The sequence below is a fragment of the Aeromonas sp. 604282 genome (assembly GCF_049170575.1).
Taxonomy (GTDB): domain Bacteria; phylum Pseudomonadota; class Gammaproteobacteria; order Enterobacterales; family Aeromonadaceae; genus Aeromonas; species Aeromonas veronii_A.
Genome location: NZ_JAAKMV010000004.1, coordinates 1 through 17,562 on the forward strand (window position 1 = coordinate 1; position 17,562 = coordinate 17,562).

Annotated in this window: 14 protein-coding genes and 1 pseudogene; 6 read left to right on the plus strand and 9 right to left on the minus strand. The window is 55.0% G+C overall.

Annotated features, from left to right (window positions below):
* Window positions 1–212 precede the first annotated feature (212 nt).
* The gene (locus G5367_RS06650; protein WP_421244240.1) at window positions 213–506 is read left to right on the plus strand and encodes a hypothetical protein; all 294 of its coding nucleotides are present in this window, start codon (window positions 213–215) and stop codon (window positions 504–506) included.
* Here G5367_RS06650 and G5367_RS06655 read toward each other — a convergent pair.
* Entirely contained in the window at window positions 477–3,884 is a 3,408-nt protein-coding gene (locus G5367_RS06655) for an ATP-binding protein (protein ID WP_421244239.1), read from the minus strand. The genes G5367_RS06650 and G5367_RS06655 overlap by 30 nt on opposite strands.
* A 164-nt stretch (window positions 3,885–4,048) precedes the next feature.
* Between G5367_RS06655 and G5367_RS06660 the strand changes: the two genes are divergently transcribed.
* Window positions 4,049–4,687 (plus strand): response regulator, encoded by a 639-nt coding sequence (locus G5367_RS06660; RefSeq protein WP_216978263.1) that lies wholly within the window; start codon window positions 4,049–4,051, stop codon window positions 4,685–4,687.
* A 28-nt stretch (window positions 4,688–4,715) separates the two neighbouring features.
* Here G5367_RS06660 and G5367_RS06665 read toward each other — a convergent pair whose 3' ends face one another.
* The 4 genes from G5367_RS06665 to G5367_RS06680 all read right to left on the minus strand — a co-directional run bounded on the left by G5367_RS06665 (window position 4,716) and on the right by G5367_RS06680 (window position 9,691).
* The gene (locus G5367_RS06665; protein ID WP_216978262.1) at window positions 4,716–5,915 is read right to left on the minus strand and encodes a hypothetical protein; all 1,200 of its coding nucleotides are present in this window, start codon (window positions 5,913–5,915) and stop codon (window positions 4,716–4,718) included.
* A gap of 21 nt (window positions 5,916–5,936) precedes the next feature.
* Entirely contained in the window at window positions 5,937–8,378 is a 2,442-nt protein-coding gene (locus G5367_RS06670) for a CS1-pili formation C-terminal domain-containing protein (protein ID WP_421244238.1), read from the minus strand.
* A gap of 68 nt (window positions 8,379–8,446) precedes the next feature.
* Window positions 8,447–8,938 carry a CS1 type fimbrial major subunit gene (locus G5367_RS06675; RefSeq protein WP_216978260.1) on the minus strand — a complete coding sequence of 164 codons (492 nt, stop codon included), beginning with the start codon at window positions 8,936–8,938 and terminating at the stop codon, window positions 8,447–8,449.
* A gap of 30 nt (window positions 8,939–8,968) precedes the next feature.
* Window positions 8,969–9,691: a hypothetical protein gene (locus G5367_RS06680; protein WP_216978259.1), complete on the minus strand. Its 723-nt coding sequence runs from the start codon at window positions 9,689–9,691 to the stop codon at window positions 8,969–8,971.
* A 248-nt stretch (window positions 9,692–9,939) separates the two neighbouring features.
* Between G5367_RS06680 and G5367_RS06685 the strand changes: the two genes are divergently transcribed.
* From G5367_RS06685 to G5367_RS06695, 3 genes are all read left to right on the plus strand, one after another.
* Window positions 9,940–10,677, plus strand: coding sequence for an EAL domain-containing protein (locus G5367_RS06685; RefSeq protein ID WP_421244237.1), 738 nt, complete (start codon window positions 9,940–9,942; stop codon window positions 10,675–10,677).
* A 228-nt stretch (window positions 10,678–10,905) separates the two neighbouring features.
* A complete protein-coding gene (yegQ, locus tag G5367_RS06690; RefSeq protein ID WP_236347411.1) occupies window positions 10,906–12,267 on the plus strand; it encodes a tRNA 5-hydroxyuridine modification protein YegQ in 1,362 nt (453 codons plus the stop codon).
* Between the two features lies 1 nt (window position 12,268).
* Entirely contained in the window at window positions 12,269–12,517 is a 249-nt protein-coding gene (locus G5367_RS06695; protein WP_005334896.1) for a YfhL family 4Fe-4S dicluster ferredoxin, read from the plus strand.
* 75 nt (window positions 12,518–12,592) lie between these two features.
* On the opposite strand, the gene G5367_RS06700 is transcribed toward G5367_RS06695, so the two are convergent.
* Window positions 12,593–12,985, minus strand: a complete 393-nt coding sequence (locus G5367_RS06700) for a DUF1090 domain-containing protein (RefSeq protein ID WP_041234333.1) — start codon at window positions 12,983–12,985, stop codon at window positions 12,593–12,595.
* A gap of 158 nt (window positions 12,986–13,143) precedes the next feature.
* On the opposite strand from G5367_RS06700, the gene G5367_RS06705 reads away from it, so the two are divergent.
* The gene (locus tag G5367_RS06705; protein ID WP_421244236.1) at window positions 13,144–13,497 is read left to right on the plus strand and encodes a DsrE/DsrF/TusD sulfur relay family protein; all 354 of its coding nucleotides are present in this window, start codon (window positions 13,144–13,146) and stop codon (window positions 13,495–13,497) included.
* A 1-nt stretch (window position 13,498) separates the two neighbouring features.
* Here the strand turns inward: G5367_RS06705 and G5367_RS06710 are convergent.
* From G5367_RS06710 to sohB, 3 genes and pseudogenes are all read right to left on the minus strand, one after another.
* Window positions 13,499–14,703: pseudogene (locus G5367_RS06710) on the minus strand (MDR family MFS transporter).
* 236 nt (window positions 14,704–14,939) lie between these two features.
* The gene (locus G5367_RS06715; RefSeq protein ID WP_421244235.1) at window positions 14,940–16,160 is read right to left on the minus strand and encodes an MFS transporter; all 1,221 of its coding nucleotides are present in this window, start codon (window positions 16,158–16,160) and stop codon (window positions 14,940–14,942) included.
* Between the two features lie 200 nt (window positions 16,161–16,360).
* Entirely contained in the window at window positions 16,361–17,368 is a 1,008-nt protein-coding gene (gene sohB, locus G5367_RS06720) for a protease SohB (protein ID WP_421244234.1), read from the minus strand.
* Between the last annotated feature and the right edge of the window lie 194 nt (window positions 17,369–17,562).

The following is a 17,562-nucleotide window of genomic DNA, read 5'->3' on the forward strand; positions in this document are numbered from 1 at the left end:
CCCGAGCGGCCAAAGGGATCAGACTGTAAATCTGACGGCTCTGCCTTCGAAGGTTCGAATCCTTCTCCCTCCACCATCATTCAGAAAACCCGGCCTAGCGCCGGGTTTTCGCTTTATCGCCAATTCACCTTTCCGCCCTTGTCAGATCTGACAGTTGCAATTGCATCCCAGCTTGCTCATCGTGGCATCATTAACATCAGAGTGTTCACATCATGTTTGAAGTCTGGGATGAGCATGACCACGCAACAGGTCTGACACTGCAGGCACTCAAAATCAGAATCAGCAACGACTATCAGGGCGATCTGATGGTGCGCTACAGCAACAAGCTGGGACTCCCTACGACTCTTTTTCTGACAGTTCACAAGGGTATTGCCTATCAGCGCTTCAAAGCCGGCTCACCAAAACTGGACTGGGAGTGGCTGGCTGGCGCAGGTAATGGCCATACACCCCGCGATTTTATGAGTGAGCAGTTTCCCCTACTCCAGTTTTCCCTCGACAACAACTGACTCTTCATACTGTTCGCTTAAACGCATCAGCTCCCCGATGATTTGCTGTAGTTGGGCACGAAAGCGTGTCAGCTCGTCAGTACAAGCTGACGATCCAAACTGGCGGATTTTTTCTTCCAATCGCCATGCCTCTTCAGCCAGCTGCGGCGCCATCATCATACTGACGGTTCCTGCCTGACGATGAACCCAATTAGCCAGAGCCTTGTCATCCTGTGGTTGCTGCCCCATCGCTTGCTCAAGCTCCTGACGAAAGAGTGGGAACATCTGCCGCAACTTGTCACCTTGGCCAAAAAAAGCCGCCATGGCCGCGACATCAATCAAGGATGGTGATGGCAAGATACGCCACTTTTGCAGCATCTGACGCAAACCATCCAGCAGCACCGGCTTGCCCAGCAAATCATCCATGCCGGCGGCAAAGCAGCGTTCAGCCTGCTCAGGCATGACATTGGCCGTCATGGCAATGATCAGCAAGCGCTTCTTATCCTCCCCAGCCCGTACCCTGCGCGTGAACTCATAGCCATCCATCACCGGCATCTGGCAGTCACAGAGCACCAGATCATAGGGATACTGCGCGACCATCTCGAGGGCTTGCTGGCCATGCTCAGCCAGTTCGCAGTTCAGCTTGAGCTGCCCGAGCTGGCGCATCACCAGCTGCTGGTTAAGGTGATTATCTTCCACCAGCAGAACCCTACAGGGCAGCATGGGCTCGCACTCTGCGCTCTTTTGTATCGCTTGCGTAACAATCTCATCGCTCAAGGCCAGCTGGCGATAGCAGACTTCCCGCACTGCATGCCAGGTCATGGGATTGCTGTTGAGAATGTAACCCTTCTCATCACTGCGATAGCCAAGAGGGGTGGCCAGCGGCAGCACCCGGATAACGCCCTCAGCCGCCAGGTCATGGTCACTGAAACGCAACTGAGCATTATCAGGGGGCGACGTTCGCGTGACTCCCAGCGCGTCAAGATGCAGTAACAGGGTGTGACACAGCTTATCGTCATGCAGTTCAATGCTGGCTTGCAGGCCATTGAGACGGAGATCCGGCTCTCGCTGTGCCAGAACAGGCAGCGTGACTGTCAAGGTGATAAAGGTACCTAGCCCCGGGGCACTCTCCAGCCGGATCTCGCCCCCCATCAAGTTGGCCAGGGTCTGGCAGATGCTAAGCCCCAGGCCACTGCCACCATAACTGCGGGTGGTGGAGCTCTCAGCCTGTTCAAAGGCATTAAAGATCCGGTCACGCGCTTCGGGTGTCATGCCGATGCCACTATCGCGTACACCGAAGCGCAATTGCTGTTGCCCCTCCCCCTGTGCCAGCAGTTGCACCGAAATCTCGATAAAGCCCCGCTCGGTAAATTTGATGGCATTGCTGACAAAGTTGAAGAGGATCTGACGCAAACGCAGCGCATCGCCGCTTACCCGGGCCGCAACTCCGGCATCAGCCCACAAGTAGACACGCAGTCCCTTGCGGTGTACCTCGCTCACCGTCATGGTCAGCACACTGTCAATCAGCTCACGCAGAAGAAACGGGGTTTGCTCGAGCTGCATCTTGCCCGCCTCCAGCTTGGCGTAGTCGAGCACATTGTCGATCAGCGCATGCAGCCCCTGAGCCCCACGGTTGATGATCTCCACCATCTGGCGCTGCTCCAGGGTCAGCTCGGTGAAGGTGAGTTGCTCCGCCATGCCGACGATACCATTCATGGGCGTGCGAATTTCGTGGCTCATGGTGGCCAGAAACGCCCCTTTCTGGGTGGCGGCCGACTCAGCTTTTGCCTTGGCCATGGCGAGTGCAGCCTCGACCTGACGACGACGAACTATCTCCTGACGTAGCCGCCAGTAAGCCACCGAGAGTATAAGGATAAACAGGGCAATCCCGATACCTATAGGGATCAGAGTTCTGATTAATTTATGCCAAGGGATCCCCTCGCTGTAGTTCAATGCCAACCAACTATTGCGGATCTGCTGTTTCTCCTTGTCACTCATGCTGGCGAGCACCCTGTTAATCAAAGGCAGCAAGGGGGTGTATGGCTCACGCACCGCTACGGCCAGCTCATCTCTGAAAGGCGTCGGCGCAACAATATGCAGGCTGTCATCAAACTGCTCATTGATAAGTCGAGATATCACTGCAAGATTGCCTATGTAAGCGTCTCCGCGACCAGACGCCACCATGGCTAGTCCCTCTTTCGGGCCGGAAACCACAGTAGTCCTGATATCAGGAATACGAGCACGCAGCTCTGCAACCAGCAAGCTATCTGTAACCACCAAATGCTTGCCCACCAATTCTGCAAATCCCCCAAACGTACTACTCGCACGAGACATGGCGATCACAACAGGAAACGAAGCAATCGGCTGGCTAATCTGCCAACCGCTAATACGCTTGATTATTCGGGTCGGGATGACAGCAATATCCGCATCTTGATGCAGCAATCCCTGTAACAATTCAGGCCAACTCTGATCAACGCGATATTGATAGGCAAGTCCTAGCTTGTCTTTGAAGACATTCATGTAATCGCCGATCAATCCTGTGAGCTTACCGTCACCATCTGAGTAGGAGAACGGTATCCACTTGGGAATAAAGCTCAACTTAAGGGGGGGCAGGCTCGCAAGCCAGTCACGTTCATCCGGTCGCAGTAAAAAACCACTATGCCCCTGAAAGTTAAGGTTATTGTCGCCCAACCAGCGTTGTTCCAGAGCGCTGCGCTCTTCAATTCTCAGCGCCTGGATCGCTGTATCAAAGCGAACCCCCAGCCTAGAGTTATGTTTGCTTATTCCCAGATGCAGGCTCTCCATCAACAAGGGAGCCTGGGCGACCACTGCCAGTTCTGGATGCTGGGCAATAAACTGATTCGTGACATGCAAATTGCCGATATAGGCATCGGCCCGCTTGTCCAATACGGCCTGGAGTGCCATGTCAGTGTCTTGAAACAGCAGTCGCTGTACCTCTGGATAATGCGCTCTCACCAGCTTTTCAGTCAGAAATCCTGCTTCTATCGCAATGCGCGATTTATTCAAACCACTGACATTTTTAAACAAAGGTGAATCATGCCGCACTACTACCACGGTCGGTGAAGAATAATAAGGCCGACTATAGGTCACGCACTCACTCTCTTCCGATCGAAAAGAGTCCAGCATAATATCCAATTGCCCTTTACAACTCGCTACGTATAGCTGGTTCCAGTCAGGATATGTTTTCCATTCAATATGATAATCAAGATTCCTTGCCAGGGTCGTGATCAATTCAACACTGAAACCGCTGGCATTATGTCCATCCCACCGCTGAAATGGCCCCCATCCTCCAGTTAATAACCCGACTTTTATTGTTGGTAATGAGTTGTTTTTATGAGCAGAGGCAGACGTCGTGAATATGCAGAAATGACATATCATTATGGCGACTATGCATCGGTATATGTTCATATGAAGACGACTCACTGTACGATTTCTGAAGGAGAGAGCATTATCTGAATACTAAAAAAGGTCGCGTAAAGTAGTATAGAAATGAAATGTTTGCTAGTGTAAATATTATTGTAATATTCATATAGGGCTCATCTATGTCTTCCAAGATCATTCTTGCCGACGATCATCCGCTTATACTGACCGGGATCCGCAGCCTTATTGCACAACACCAACCAGGTTGCGAAATTGTTGCCGAGGCACATCAGGTCTCCGAATTATTCAAAACATTGCAGCAACACCAATGCAATCTCTTGATAACTGATTTTAGTATGCCTGGTGACTCTCGCAGTGATGGCCTGGTGATGCTCCAAAATTTAAAAAGAAGCTACCCGGGACTCTCGATTATCGTGCTGACACAGATACAGAATGCCGGGATACTCCAAGCCTTGCTGCAGCTTGGGGTCAGCGGAATATTATTGAAGAAAGCCGTCATCAGTGAATTATCGGATGCCATTCGCCATGTCTTATCGGGCCAAAAATATCTTGGCCACTCAGTGAAAATGTTATTGGCGGAAAGCGGTATGGTTAACCCGGCCCAATCACAGCAACTGACACCAAGAGAGAGTGAAGTCGTGCGTTTATTAGCCAGTGGAATGTCTGTCACCCAGGTGGCCGAGTACCTGCATCGCAGCGTCAAGACCATCAGCACCCAGAAAAAGAGCGCCATGGTACGCCTCGGCCTGCAAAGCGATAGCGACCTGTTTCACTATGCCAAAGAGCAAGGGCTGGCCTGAACCTTGACCTTGGTGAATCACCCGAGCCTTAAATCGCGGCATCATAAATAAGGGTTACATTACCTTTATAAGTGCTGCCCGGATATTCCATCATCAAGGCCAGAACTGGCTTTTGCACTTTAAAGATGATGCTGCGTTCTTCATTTATGTAATATGGGTCTTTTATACCTGCTGTGAATAGCTTCTTAACGCCATGCGTCAAAGGAAACTCTTCTTTTGATTTATTTACATAAATCACATCAAGTTTGACTTGCATCCCGAGCCTTTCATTATTCAGCATACAGACTTCACCAATGGCATACTGGCAGTTCAGCCAGACATTAAAATCTGAACTACTCCATAGTCGATATGGTAACTCCGCTATCAAATAGGGAGGAATATGTGATTTCCCACGATAAATCCAGTCATGCCATCCGCCAGGAGGTTGCAACACGACTTTGTCACCACCAGGAGGAAACTCTACCTTTATTTGATGTTGAACTTTTAATGTCAATTCTATTATCAGTTGATTATCTTCATATACCCCATTACCAAGATCGATATCTTTATTTTGGCCTACAGAGAGAATTATCGAACCGGTATAAATTCCATTTGGCATTTTCAGTGGGGAGGGTGGTGTTATTTTAAAACCGAAAAACATCGCTTGTATATTAGACGTGCCATCCACAGATAGTCCTGTATAACAAGATTTTCCCCCAACATCTCCCCATAATACGATCCAAGAGGTTAGATTAATATATCCTGCAACCTGCCGCTCAAGATAGCGACATCCACCTCGAGGATTTGTAAAGGATGTATTGTATATTTTCCAGCCATCATTTTGATTGACAACAGAATCAAAATGTACTCCTAACTTATCAGGCTTAAATAAAACCGAGAACTGTTGCCCTTTATCAGATGTAATAATCATGGTTTTGTTTCCCAACGAACTTAGAGAAACAAAGGAATCCCTTGTATTTGAAAAATCCTTTATCACATTTCGCTTTACTTTAGTTTTTAATGAAAATAATAAGCTATCAAGTGACATTACACCGCCACTACAGGATGAAAGCCACATTCCCTCACTGGTTTTCACACATTTTGTAGTGCTAACAAAGGTTCCATTATCAGCATCATAGACTGCAGGCTTATATTCAGCGGTCACTTTAACGACTGCAGCCTGACATGGAAATCCAAAGAGCAAGCCTGCTATTAACCACCAATATCCGTACATCGCACCAGCTCTCATTATCTCTTCCTGCTCAAGCATTTATTGACTGGCCCAGGCCTGGGTACTGCAAACTAGATCACCCAGTAACAACACAGCCTGTTGGCGTTCGGCTCGGGCCGTGTCCAGCGCCAGATCGCACTGCTGTGCTCCCTGATATTCCACCTGCAAGCTGGGATTGCGCTCGCTCATCTCCACCGCAAAGAAGCCATCTGCCTCGCTGACTGTGCGGTCCGCGTGGTTGACCACCATGGCGCCTCTCAAGGGATCGCCCTTCTCATCCAACAATCGACCGATGACGGTTACTGTCTGCATGACCCTGACTTTGTGATAGGCCACCCCCCCCTTGTTGAGATGATAGGGCAGCACGTTGGGGCGAATGCTCACCGAGGGCGCATCGTGCTCTGCCAGATCCAGCTGCACGGCACCGCTGCGATAGGCGGCTACGGGTATCAGATTGCGACCGGGCCGCAACTTGATATTGCTACCCTGATCGTCATCGGCGCGCAGAGTCAGCTCGGGCATATCGGACTCCAGGTCCACTATCATGCCCGCCTCGAACCCTTGCGATTGACCTGTCATGGTCAAGCTGCCCTCATCACCAAACGCCAGGGTACTGTCGAGGTTGAGCCCCCCGCTCAGCGCCCGGTTATAGGAGGATGATTGCAGGTGGGCATCACCACTGACCAACGCCCCCTGAAACTTGGCGTAGCCTGCCGTGCCGACGCCGTAACTGTCGGTAGTCAAGTTGGCCCCCACGCTCTGCAGTGCGCCCCACTCCAACTGTTGCTGGTACCCGAGGGAGGCGTTGCGCTCCTGCCCACCGGAACGAGAGGTTCGACTGCCGATACCGATGGCCAGTAGGCTATGCTCTCCTCCCAGATTCATGCTCAGGGAGAGCATGCCGCCCCTGTCCCTCGCATGATCGGTACTGATGCTACCTGGCCGGTCAAACACCGTCAGGTTCCAACTCACCGTATGACCAAGCAACTCTCCGTTGTAACGCCAGCCCAGATCGGCCCCCAGCCCCCGCCCCACCTGGTGTGCCAGATAAAAGTTGGCGGAGTGGCACTCATCGAGCCGCTGCTGCAACGACAGGTTGCTCTGCTTGAGGTCACGGCTCTCCTCTCCGACTTTCCCATGCTGGCGCTGCTGCTGGTGGCTCAGCACCAGGCTACCTTCGCCATAATGGTACAAAGCCTGCAGATCGAAGCCGCTGCCCAGCGCCTGTGTCGCCATCAGGTTGCCAAACAACCGCCACTGTTTATCCAGGCTCCAGTCGGCAGAGAGACCATGCTGCCAGCGCTGGTCGATATACTGGCTGGAGGCCCCGACTACCACCGAAGGGGTGAGCAGATGGTTGAGCATGACGCCGCTGCTCAGAGGCCGGGCCGTGTCCTCCTCCCAGTTGCTGAACAAGCGGGTCTGCTGGCCCACAAACAGGTTGAAGCGCCAGCTTTCATCCGGGTTTTGCCAGTTCATCGGCTTGTAGATCATCTCTCTGCGCCGCTCGGTGACTTGGCCATCTTCCAGCACATGCAGCTCCACCTCGTAGATGCCGGTGGGCAGCACTTTGGTATCCAGCGCCTGCAAGCCGGAGAGCACCTGCTGCGAGTTGATGAGCTGCCCATCTCGATAGATCTCGACCATGCCGGGTCGGCTCGGGGTGACATAGACAGGTGTGGTACTGACTTGGCCCTGCTCTATCAACAGGGTGTCGGAGTCACCCAGCATGACCCCCAGCACGGTCGGAGTGCCGCCGCCAAACAGGGTGGGCTGACGCACCAGCCCCTGGGCATAGGGCGAGAAGTAGCCCAGCCGATAGAAATGTCCTGTACCTTCGTGTTCGGCATAAAGTTGCTGCACATGATGCTGAGCCGCCTGCCCGCTGCCAGACTGGCTCACTTCTCCCTCCAGCAGCGGAGTCCACTGTCCTATGCTGCCCTGTGCCATCAGGTTGTAACGGCCACTGCGCTGCTCCCCTTCCCCCTGGATCAGGTTCAACTGGTGGCGCAACAGGGCGCCATAGCTGCCCCCGCTGGGCAGGTTGTGATAACGGGTCAGCGGCTGCCCCTTCTCGGCACCGGCCGTCAGCACCGACAACTGGGAGTTCTCCAGGCTGTACTCCAGCGCCAGCACTTCGTCGGTACACTGATTCTGACATGGGCCCAGTCGATGGGATGCCGTCAACACCTTGCTCCAGCGCTGGCGGTCCCGTTCTTCCAACTCGCTCTCGTGGCCGTCGGTCAGAGCCAGCAGTTGTACACTGGTGTCTTTGCCCAGCACTATCTCGCCTTCCCCCAACAGTTGCCCATCGACCAGGATGCGCACCGTCAGCGGGACGCCGAAGAAGTAGTCGGCAAAACCATCAGGCAAATCTTCTGCTTGTTGTAGCAGGTCAAGGGGTTGTGCAACATGCCCCCCCGTAGCCCAGGCCGGTACACACAATGCAACCAGGATCAACAGGAAAGAGAAATACGACACGACCTATCTCGCTCTTCTAAGCACAGACAAAAAGGCTCCCCCGATACAGGGAGCCTCCATCAATCGGCTTATGCGCCGCCTTTAGGGGCTTCCGATTCAAATATCATGTTCACTACCCCCTGGTAGTTGCCTGGCTTGTAGCCAGTGACCGGGGCATCCACCGGGATCACTTCCAGCCCCAACAACTTGCCGGTCTTGGCATCATCAGCCTTCATTACTTCAACGGAGGTGGTCGACAGGGCGACACCACCCACCTTAACGGTCAGGGGAATGTTGTCGTTGCCGCTGGCCATCACGGCCGGGTTGGTCAGGTAGCCAGTGATGGCGCCGATCGTGCTCTTGGCATCCAGCTGTTTGCTCAGCTTGTCCAGCTTCTTGGTATAAGGGTTGTAGGCCAGCTTCTGCGGGGTGCTCATCCAGTTGTCCCCGCCGGTCGGCTGCACATAGAAAGCTTCGGTCGGGATCTGGGCGGTCACGGTGACCTGATGCTCGACACGTTCGGCAGCCATCAGATTGGCCGACACCAGCATGGCCAGGGGCGCAGCTATCCATACTTTCATTACTCTCTCCTCTCTCGGATATAAGAAACATCAGTGACCAATCACCATGTTTCTACTCTTGTCGCCCTCTATCAGCACAAATCGATAGAGGCGATCGCTCTTCTTCATCAACTGCTTTTTCATATTTGGCAGCAGATGAATCTTGGTCGGGCTGGAACAATTTGTTTTCCGTTCATTACATTCTTCAAAAAAATCCAGTATGAGTGTTGTGTTGCCTTTATTGATGATGGTGGTCATCTTCTCATCTTCAATAATTTGGGTATCAAAGTGACTTTTTCTTGGCATCACGAACAGGATTGAGCCGAATCCGGTCAATATATTTACACCAGCGGAGACCTGTTGTTGTTCTTTCTGAATAGCACCGGCATCAATATCAAAGCTGTCTTCTGCTCTGGGCAACACAGGAATAAACCGAACCCTGAAGTAGCGCTCTTTATCGCGATCTCCCATAAACAGAAAACGGGTTGCCTGCACACCACTTGCCGGAATAATGAGCCTGGAAGGACTTGCAACCAGTGCTCGATTACCTTCTGTCAGCTCCGGCGACTCCTGCGGCATACCATCACTGTCATAGGTGATTTCATGGATGGCCACCTTTACAAAGGCTGTTGCATCACCCTGATTACGAACCCGTTTCAAATAGGTGCTCTGTTGTCCTGACATGTAGTCATAGAGCGTGCCAATACTTATTTCAGCTGATGCAAAAACATTTCCACATATTAAGCAGAAAAGAATTGAAATGAACTTCCTCATAAATTTTTATCCAAAAAACTGCTGCGAGATTTTTATTTTCCCTACGTTGTGGAAATTTATATATTTTTGCAAACCACCCGAAAGGATATCGATGACACTACTTTACGAGTCACATGAACCACTGTTAATCAGAATATTCTGATATTGACTTCAAAAAACACCGCCGACATATCAGACAATTCCTACAGGCTTTCTCACGCATCTCTGCTGTATTATCCGCACCCCTTATCAGTCAACAGGTGAGTGCCGTGTTTGCATTTCGAGAAGAGTACCCAATAAGTGACATGGCAAGCATCGCAGTAGCCGATCTTGCCATGCCCTTTTATCAGCCAATCATTGGCCAGGATCATCAGGTCAAGGGTTACGAGGTACTGGCCAGACGCTGGGAACCTGCCCGGCAGAACTATCATGGCATCGACTTTGCGTCCCTCAGTGAGGAGCAGTCTCTACATCTGGACATCGTCATGCTCAGAGCCATTATGCGTGATCTACCGGCTCTGGCGAAAAACGGTCCCTGTTTCCTCTCCATCAATCTCAACCCGGCACTGAATAGCCCCACCTATCAGAACCTGTTATTACTGGTGCTGATGCAGGCACGCAAGGTGGGGATCGACATATGGTTCGAAGTAGTGGAGTACGCCCCGCTACAGCGCAAGGCGTTGGCCCTGATCGAGGTGCTGCGTAGCCACGGTGCCCATATCGCTTGCGATGACTTTGGCGCCCTGGAGTGCAACTTCCAGCGCATGCTGGCGATGCCTTACGAGATCATCAAGCTGGACCGCTCCCTGTTGCTGCAAGCCACCAAGAATAGCCATGCCCTACGGATGCTAACCGGCCTGGTAGAGTACTTGCAGCGGCTCGGTATGAAGGTGGTGTGCGAAGGGGTTGAAACCCAGCAACACATCGAGATCGCCAACCAGCTCGGCTGTGACTATCAGCAGGGCTATGCCCATGCCATGCCCTCCCCCCTCTCACGCTGGGCCTGAAAGGCCCCATTGATCACGTCGACTCCAGCCCCTGCCAAATTGCATGATACGGTGAGGACGAGTACAATCTCGCACCCCGTTTATCCGGCGCATATTGTTTATAAACGTACAGCCCGGATATGCCGTTATCGGGTAGCGGTCCGAGTATCTACTCCCCCCGCAGCTCAAGCCATACGATGCCATCAGGTGGCGTCGTCCTGATTTGCAATCAGACATAAAGAGTCAGCCATGTTTAAACCAGAATTGCTCTCCCCCGCAGGTTCCCTCAAGAACATGCGTTACGCCTATGCCTATGGTGCCGATGCCGTCTATGCCGGCCAGCCCCGCTACAGCCTGCGGGTACGTAACAACGAATTTGATCACGAGAATCTGCAACTCGGCATCAACGAAGCCCATGCCCTCGGCAAACAGTTCTACGTGGTGGCCAACATCCAGCCCCACAACTCCAAGCTCAAGACCTTTATCCGCGATATGCGCCCGGTGGTGGAGATGAAGCCGGATGCGCTGATCATGTCAGACCCCGGTCTCATCATGATGATGCGTGAAGCCTTTCCGGATATGCCCATTCACCTCTCGGTGCAGGCCAACGCAGTCAACTGGGCCACGGTGAAATTCTGGCATCAGATGGGCCTGACCCGGGTCATCCTCTCCCGCGAACTGTCGCTCGACGAGATCGAGGAGATCCGCATGCAGGTGCCGGAGATGGAGCTGGAAGTGTTCGTCCACGGGGCACTGTGCATGGCCTACTCCGGCCGCTGCCTGCTCTCTGGCTACATCAACAAGCGTGACCCCAACCAGGGCACCTGCACCAACTCCTGCCGCTGGGAGTACAAGGTGCACGAAGGTAAAGAAGATGAGGTAGGCCAGATCGTCCACCGTCAGGAGCCGATCGCCGTGCGTCCGGACAACACCCTGGGACTTGGCAAGCCGACCGATGCGCTGGTGTTGCTGGAAGAGTCCAACCGCCCGGGCGAGTACATGAGCGCGTTCGAAGACGAACACGGCACCTACATCATGAACTCCAAGGACTTGCGCGCCGTCGAGCATGTCGAGCGACTGACCAAGATGGGCGTTCACTCGCTGAAAATCGAAGGTCGTACCAAATCCTTCTACTACTGCGCCCGTACCGCACAGGTCTATCGCAAGGCGATCGACGATGCAGTGGCAGGTCGCCCGTTCGATCGCAGCCTGATGGGCACCCTCGAGAATCTGGCCCACCGCGGCTATACCGAGGGCTTCCTGCGCCGTCACAACCACAGCGAATACCAAAACTACGACTACGGTTACTCCGTCTCCGACACCCAGCAGTTCGTCGGCGAGATCACCGGTCGCAACGGTGACATGGTGGAAGTCGAGGTGAAGAACAAGTTCCTGGTGGGCAACAGCCTGGAGCTGATGACCCCGCAGGGCAACCTCAGCTTCAATCTGGAGCAGATGCAGAACCGCAAGGGCGAACTCATCGACACCGCACCGGGCAACGGCCACGTAGTCTATGTGCCGGTGCCGAAGGAAGTGGACGTGAACTACGGCATCCTGCTGCGCAACCTCGGTGAGCGTCAGGATACCCGTCAGCCCCACTCGGCCGCCTGAGATGGCACTGCTCATCACCGACAAGTGCATCAACTGTGACATGTGTGATCCCGAGTGTCCGAACCAGGCCATCAGCCTGGGTGAGGAGATTTACGAGATCGACCCAAGTCGCTGCACCGAGTGCGTCGGTCACTATGAGAAGCCGACCTGTATCAGTGTCTGCCCTATCGACTGCATCATCTGGGATCCCGCTCATGTGGAAACCGAAGATCAGCTGATGGAAAAGTTCGTCCGGATGCACAGGCAGTAGCTGATGCACAGACCGTAAAACGAAAAAAAGGCCGAGCAATCGGCCTTTTTTGATCCTGTGTTCAGCAACTGGCCATCACTTGCCGATCAATCGACTCAGCTTGTCCAGCTCCCGCTGGGCCTCCAGCATCCTGGTCTGGGACTCCTCCAGCTTGGCCTGTTGCTTGGCAATTTTCTCCGGCTTGCCACTCACTCTCGCCTCCTGCAACTCGAGCAGGCGTTCGTCCACCTCGCCACGCAGCTTGTGAACCCGCTCTTTCTGCTCCTTGAGCAGCCCCTCATCGGTGCAGTTGGCCTTGATATTGCGCGCAGCCTGTTCCAGGCCGGCAATCTGTCCGGCATTGTTGTGAGCTTTGGCAAACACCAGTTGGTCGTTGACGGCCTGCAGACGAGCCTTGCAGCCGACAGCTTCACTGCCATAGGCATGACCCGCCAACAGCAGCAACCCTATTCCTACACTTTTCCACATCTCGATTCACCCGGTCATGTTTGCGAACTGACCATAAGAACCGTGTTTCGCTAACGGGTCAAGCAAGCAGGGAAAAGGTGCGACAGAAGTTGTGCGACATCACGCTATCGTCATCCGGTTGGTTCTACAATGACGCTTTTTAGAATCAGGAGTCTCTTATGAATCAACAGATTGTGGTGATCGCCAATGGCGCCCCCTATGGCAGCGAATCCCTGTTCAATGCCCTGCGTCTCGCTATCGCCCTGAGCGAACAGGGTGGCGCCAGCCTTAAGCTGTTCCTGATGTCAGATGCGGTGAGTGCGGCACTGGCCGGTCAGGCACCGGCCGAAGGGTACAACCTGCGCCAAATGCTGGAGATCCTGCTGGCTCAGGGCGTCACCATTCGCCTGTGCAAAACCTGCACCGATGCCCGGGGCATCACCGCCCTGCCACTGATCGAAGGAATTGAGGTCGGTACCCTGGCGATGCTGGCTCAGTGGACCCTGGCTGCCAACAAAGTACTGACCTTCTGAGTTACTTCACCGGGCAGGTCAGACTCCTGGCCTCCCGGTTACCCGCTCCGTACAGGGCGAACACCAGCACACAGATCCCCGCCATCACAGCAAACAGCGCTGGCCCTCCCCATACTTGCAACAGCCAGCCCCCCACCAAGGGGGCAAGCGCCCAGCCAAGTCCGGCAAGAGCACTGGCACCGAAGTAACTCCCCTTGAGGTGAGGGGGCGCCATCTCGTCGATCAGCACGTTAAAGAGCGGAAAGAGCACCGCTTCCCCGACACTTAGCAAAAACACAGCCATCAACCAGGGCCAATGCAATGCAGGGTTCGACAGGGCGAACAGCACCTGGGCCGCCGCCATCAACAGAATGGAGAACCGTAACCGCAGACTCACCCGCCAGCGCCGGGTCACATGTAACAGCGGGAACTGCAGGGTGATGATGGTGACCGCATTGGTCGCCACCAGCAACGCCACCAGGGTCTCGACCTCAGGTGCACCGGCCCGGGTCAAATATTGAATAAGCGGCGACTCCACCTGGGCATAGACCAGCATCATCAGCAAGTTAGCGAGGATAAACAGCATAAAGGCCCGATCCTGTACCAACACCCTGAGCATGGCCCCCAGCGTGAGCCCGGCAGCAGGGTGACTGGCGCAAGCACAACGAAACCCGAACAAAAATACAAGCCCCAGCAAGCCGTAGCTCACCGCGGTCACCAAGAAGGTCTCCTGCCGAGCCCCCAGCCCAACCATCACGCCAATCAAGGGCCCCACCCCTGCCCCCACATTGAGCAGGAAGTAGCGCAGGTGTTGAGCCAGCTCTCGCTGCGCCTTCTGGGGCAGCTGATCGCCCATCAGCGCCTTGCCCGGGGTATCGATAAAGGCATAGGAAAGCCCTGAGCCAAACACCCCCAGTGCGATCAGCCAAAGAGAGTGGCCAAAACCAAGCAGCAGGTAGGCTCCACACGACACGGCACAGCCCAGCAGCAAGATGGCGCGGCGGCCAATCTTGTCGGAAAGCCCCCCACGTAGAAGCCGATCAGACTGGAGAGTACTGCCGCGCCACCTAGCAACATCCCGATGCAGGAAGCGGAGAGGTCATACTCCCGATACAGCAGGATGGAGAGGAAAGGCCAGACCATGAAAAAACTGGTACGCACCATAAAGGTGCCCAGAATGACGATCCAGACCAGCAGGGGAAATTGCCTGAGGATATTCCATGGCATAGCAAGACTCCGTGGCGCGTGGGTCAAATAATCAGTGGCAAAAAGGGGAGTTGCAACAGAGGACTCCATCGAGGCAACCACTATCCGCGCCGGACCAGCTGAACGGCGTTTTCCTCCGAAACATCTCAATACACAAGGTCAGCCAGCGTGGCCTTGTTGACTGCCTTTCATCCCGTTAGAGGGATTTCAGGCTGATATTTAGCACTCAAGTAGGAACATCACAGGTAGCTCGGGCGTCATACCGCCTTGCCAACCCCCTCCTTGTGTCGAGCGCTATAACGAGCACCCGACTCATACAACGAAAGAGTGACCACACAGAGCAGCGCCATCAGCACATAGAGCAGCTGACCGCTCCACTGTTCGAGGATCCAGCCTCCCAGCAGCGCGCCGGCGGCCCCTCCCAACCCGGCCAGTGCGCTGGCACCAAAGTAGCTCCCCTTGAGATGAGCGGGGGCCATCTGATCGATCAGCACGTTGAGCAGGGGGAACAGGATGGTCTCGCCGATGCTGAGCAGCAGCACGGCGCCAAACCAGTGGCTGCGCACCGTCGGGTCCCCCAGCGCGAAGAGCAGCTGGGCCGCCAGAAAGAGCGCCATGCCGATATGAAGCCGTACCCGCACCGGCCAGCGTGACAACAAGCGCAGCAGCGGAAACTGCAGCAGCACCACGGTCAGTGCATTGGTCGCCACCAGCAGGGCAACCAGCTCGGCCACCTGCGGCATACCGGCCCGGGTCAGGTACTGCACCAGCGGTGAGTGAAACTGGGAGTAGACCAGCACCATCAGGAGATTGGCCATCACCAGCAACAGGAAGGCGCGATCCGCCAGCAACACCTTGATTGCATCCCGCAAGCCGGGCCCAGCAGTCCCCGGCTTGCCTGTGCTGCCAGCCCGGCGCAAGCCCCAGCCAAAGGCCAGCGCCAGCAGCAAATAGCTCACCACCAGAAACAGGAAGGTCTCCTGCTGGCCGTTGATCCCGAGGGTCACCCCGAGCAGCGGCCCCAGCGCCGCCCCCAGGTTGAGCAGAAAATAGCGCAGGTGCAGTGCCAGCTCCCGCGCCTTGGCCGAGGCCAGACTGTCGGCCATCAGCGCCTTGCCGGGGGCATCGATGAGCCCCGACGAGAGGCCGCTGCCCATCACCCCTATCCCGAGCCAGAACACCGCATGGGAGAAACCGAGCAGACCGAAACAGATCATCGCCACCAGACAACCGGCCAGCAGTATGCTGCGCCGCCCGAAGCGATCAGAGAGCCAGCCGCCGTAGAAACTGACCAGGGTAGAGAGGGCCATCGAGCCACCCAGCAACAGGCCGATGAAGGTGGCCGAAAGGTCATACTCCCGATAGAGCAGAATGGAGAGGAAGGGCCACACCATGTAGTAGCTGGTGCGCACCATGAAGGTGCCCAGAATGACGATCCAGACCAACGGGGTAAATTGCCTGAAGGTGCTCCATGACATCGCTATGCTCCATGCCCCGCAGCTCTTACCACAAGATCCTGTCATAAACGGGGAAAGCATTCAGTTGTAACAGAGGGCCTCAATAGAAACAACCTTTGCTCACCCGCAAGGTGCAACCGGATGCAAAAAGGCCAGCCGATGGTCATCGGCTGGCCTTTTTATCGCGGGATTTCCCTCTGGCTAACGCCAGAGGGCCAGGCTTAGCGCCAGGGGCTCTGCTGCCACAGCCGCCCAAGTCCTGCCTCGAGCGCCTGCGCGCCCTGCTGCCCCAGCTTCTGGGTCAGGCTTTTTGGCTTGCGATAGCTGATGCCGATCACCTTGTGGTGGCTGGCCTGCGCCAGCAGGTAGTCATCGCTGGTGCAGAGGGTATCCACCAGCCCCAGCCCCTTGGCCTGACTCGCCAGCCAGTGCTCACCGGTCGTGACCCGATCGATATCGAGTTGCGGACGGTGCTCGGCCACAAAGGCCTTGAAGCGCTCGTGGATCGCCGCCAGCTCCTCGCGAAACTTCTCGCGCCCCAGATCGTCGTTCTCGCCGAACATGGTGATGGTGCGCTTGTACTGACCGGCAGTGTGCATCTCGAATTCGATATCGTGCTTTTTCAACAACTTGTTGAAGTTCGGCATCTGGGCGATCACCCCGATGGAGCCGACGATGGCAAAGGGGGCAGCCAGGATCTTGTCCGCCACGCAGGCCATCATGTAGCCGCCGCTCGCCGCCACCTTGTCGATAGCCACGGTGAGCTTGATGTCACGATCGCGCAGACGCTGCAGCTGGGAAGCGGCCAAGCCGTAACCATGCACCACGCCGCCACCGGATTCGAGCCGCAGCAGCACCTCGTCGCCGGGCTGGGCGACGCCAATCACCGCGCTCACCTCCTCGCGCAGGGAGGCAACCTCTTTGGCATCCATGCTGCCGTTGAAATCGAGCACAAACAGGCGACTGCGCTCATCACCCGCCTTGGCGCGCTTTTTCTGCTCCTCTTTCTGCTGCTTTTCCAGCACCTTGCGCTCGGCCTTACTTACGAGCGCGCTCTTGAGGGCAAATTGCCCCTGCTCCAGCTCGCTCGAGAGATCGGTCACCACCAGCTCCCCCTTGCGCGCTTTCGGCTGGCGAGTGCTGACGATCATCAGGATGATGGCACCGATGGCCAGCAAAAAGGTCACGGTTTTGGCCAAAAACAGGCCATATTCGGTCAGAAATGTCACGATGGACTCCAGAATGGATCGGTTTTCGTCACATTCTAGGGAGTTTGATGGAGGCGCGCAAAAAATCGTAGCCAGTGCCCGGAAAAACCAACCCGAGCATCACAACCTCTCTATTTTCTTCACATTTTTATTGCCGCTGGCTGGTCAAACAGGCGCGCGGATCAGTACACTTGGCGCCGATTGCCATGCACTTA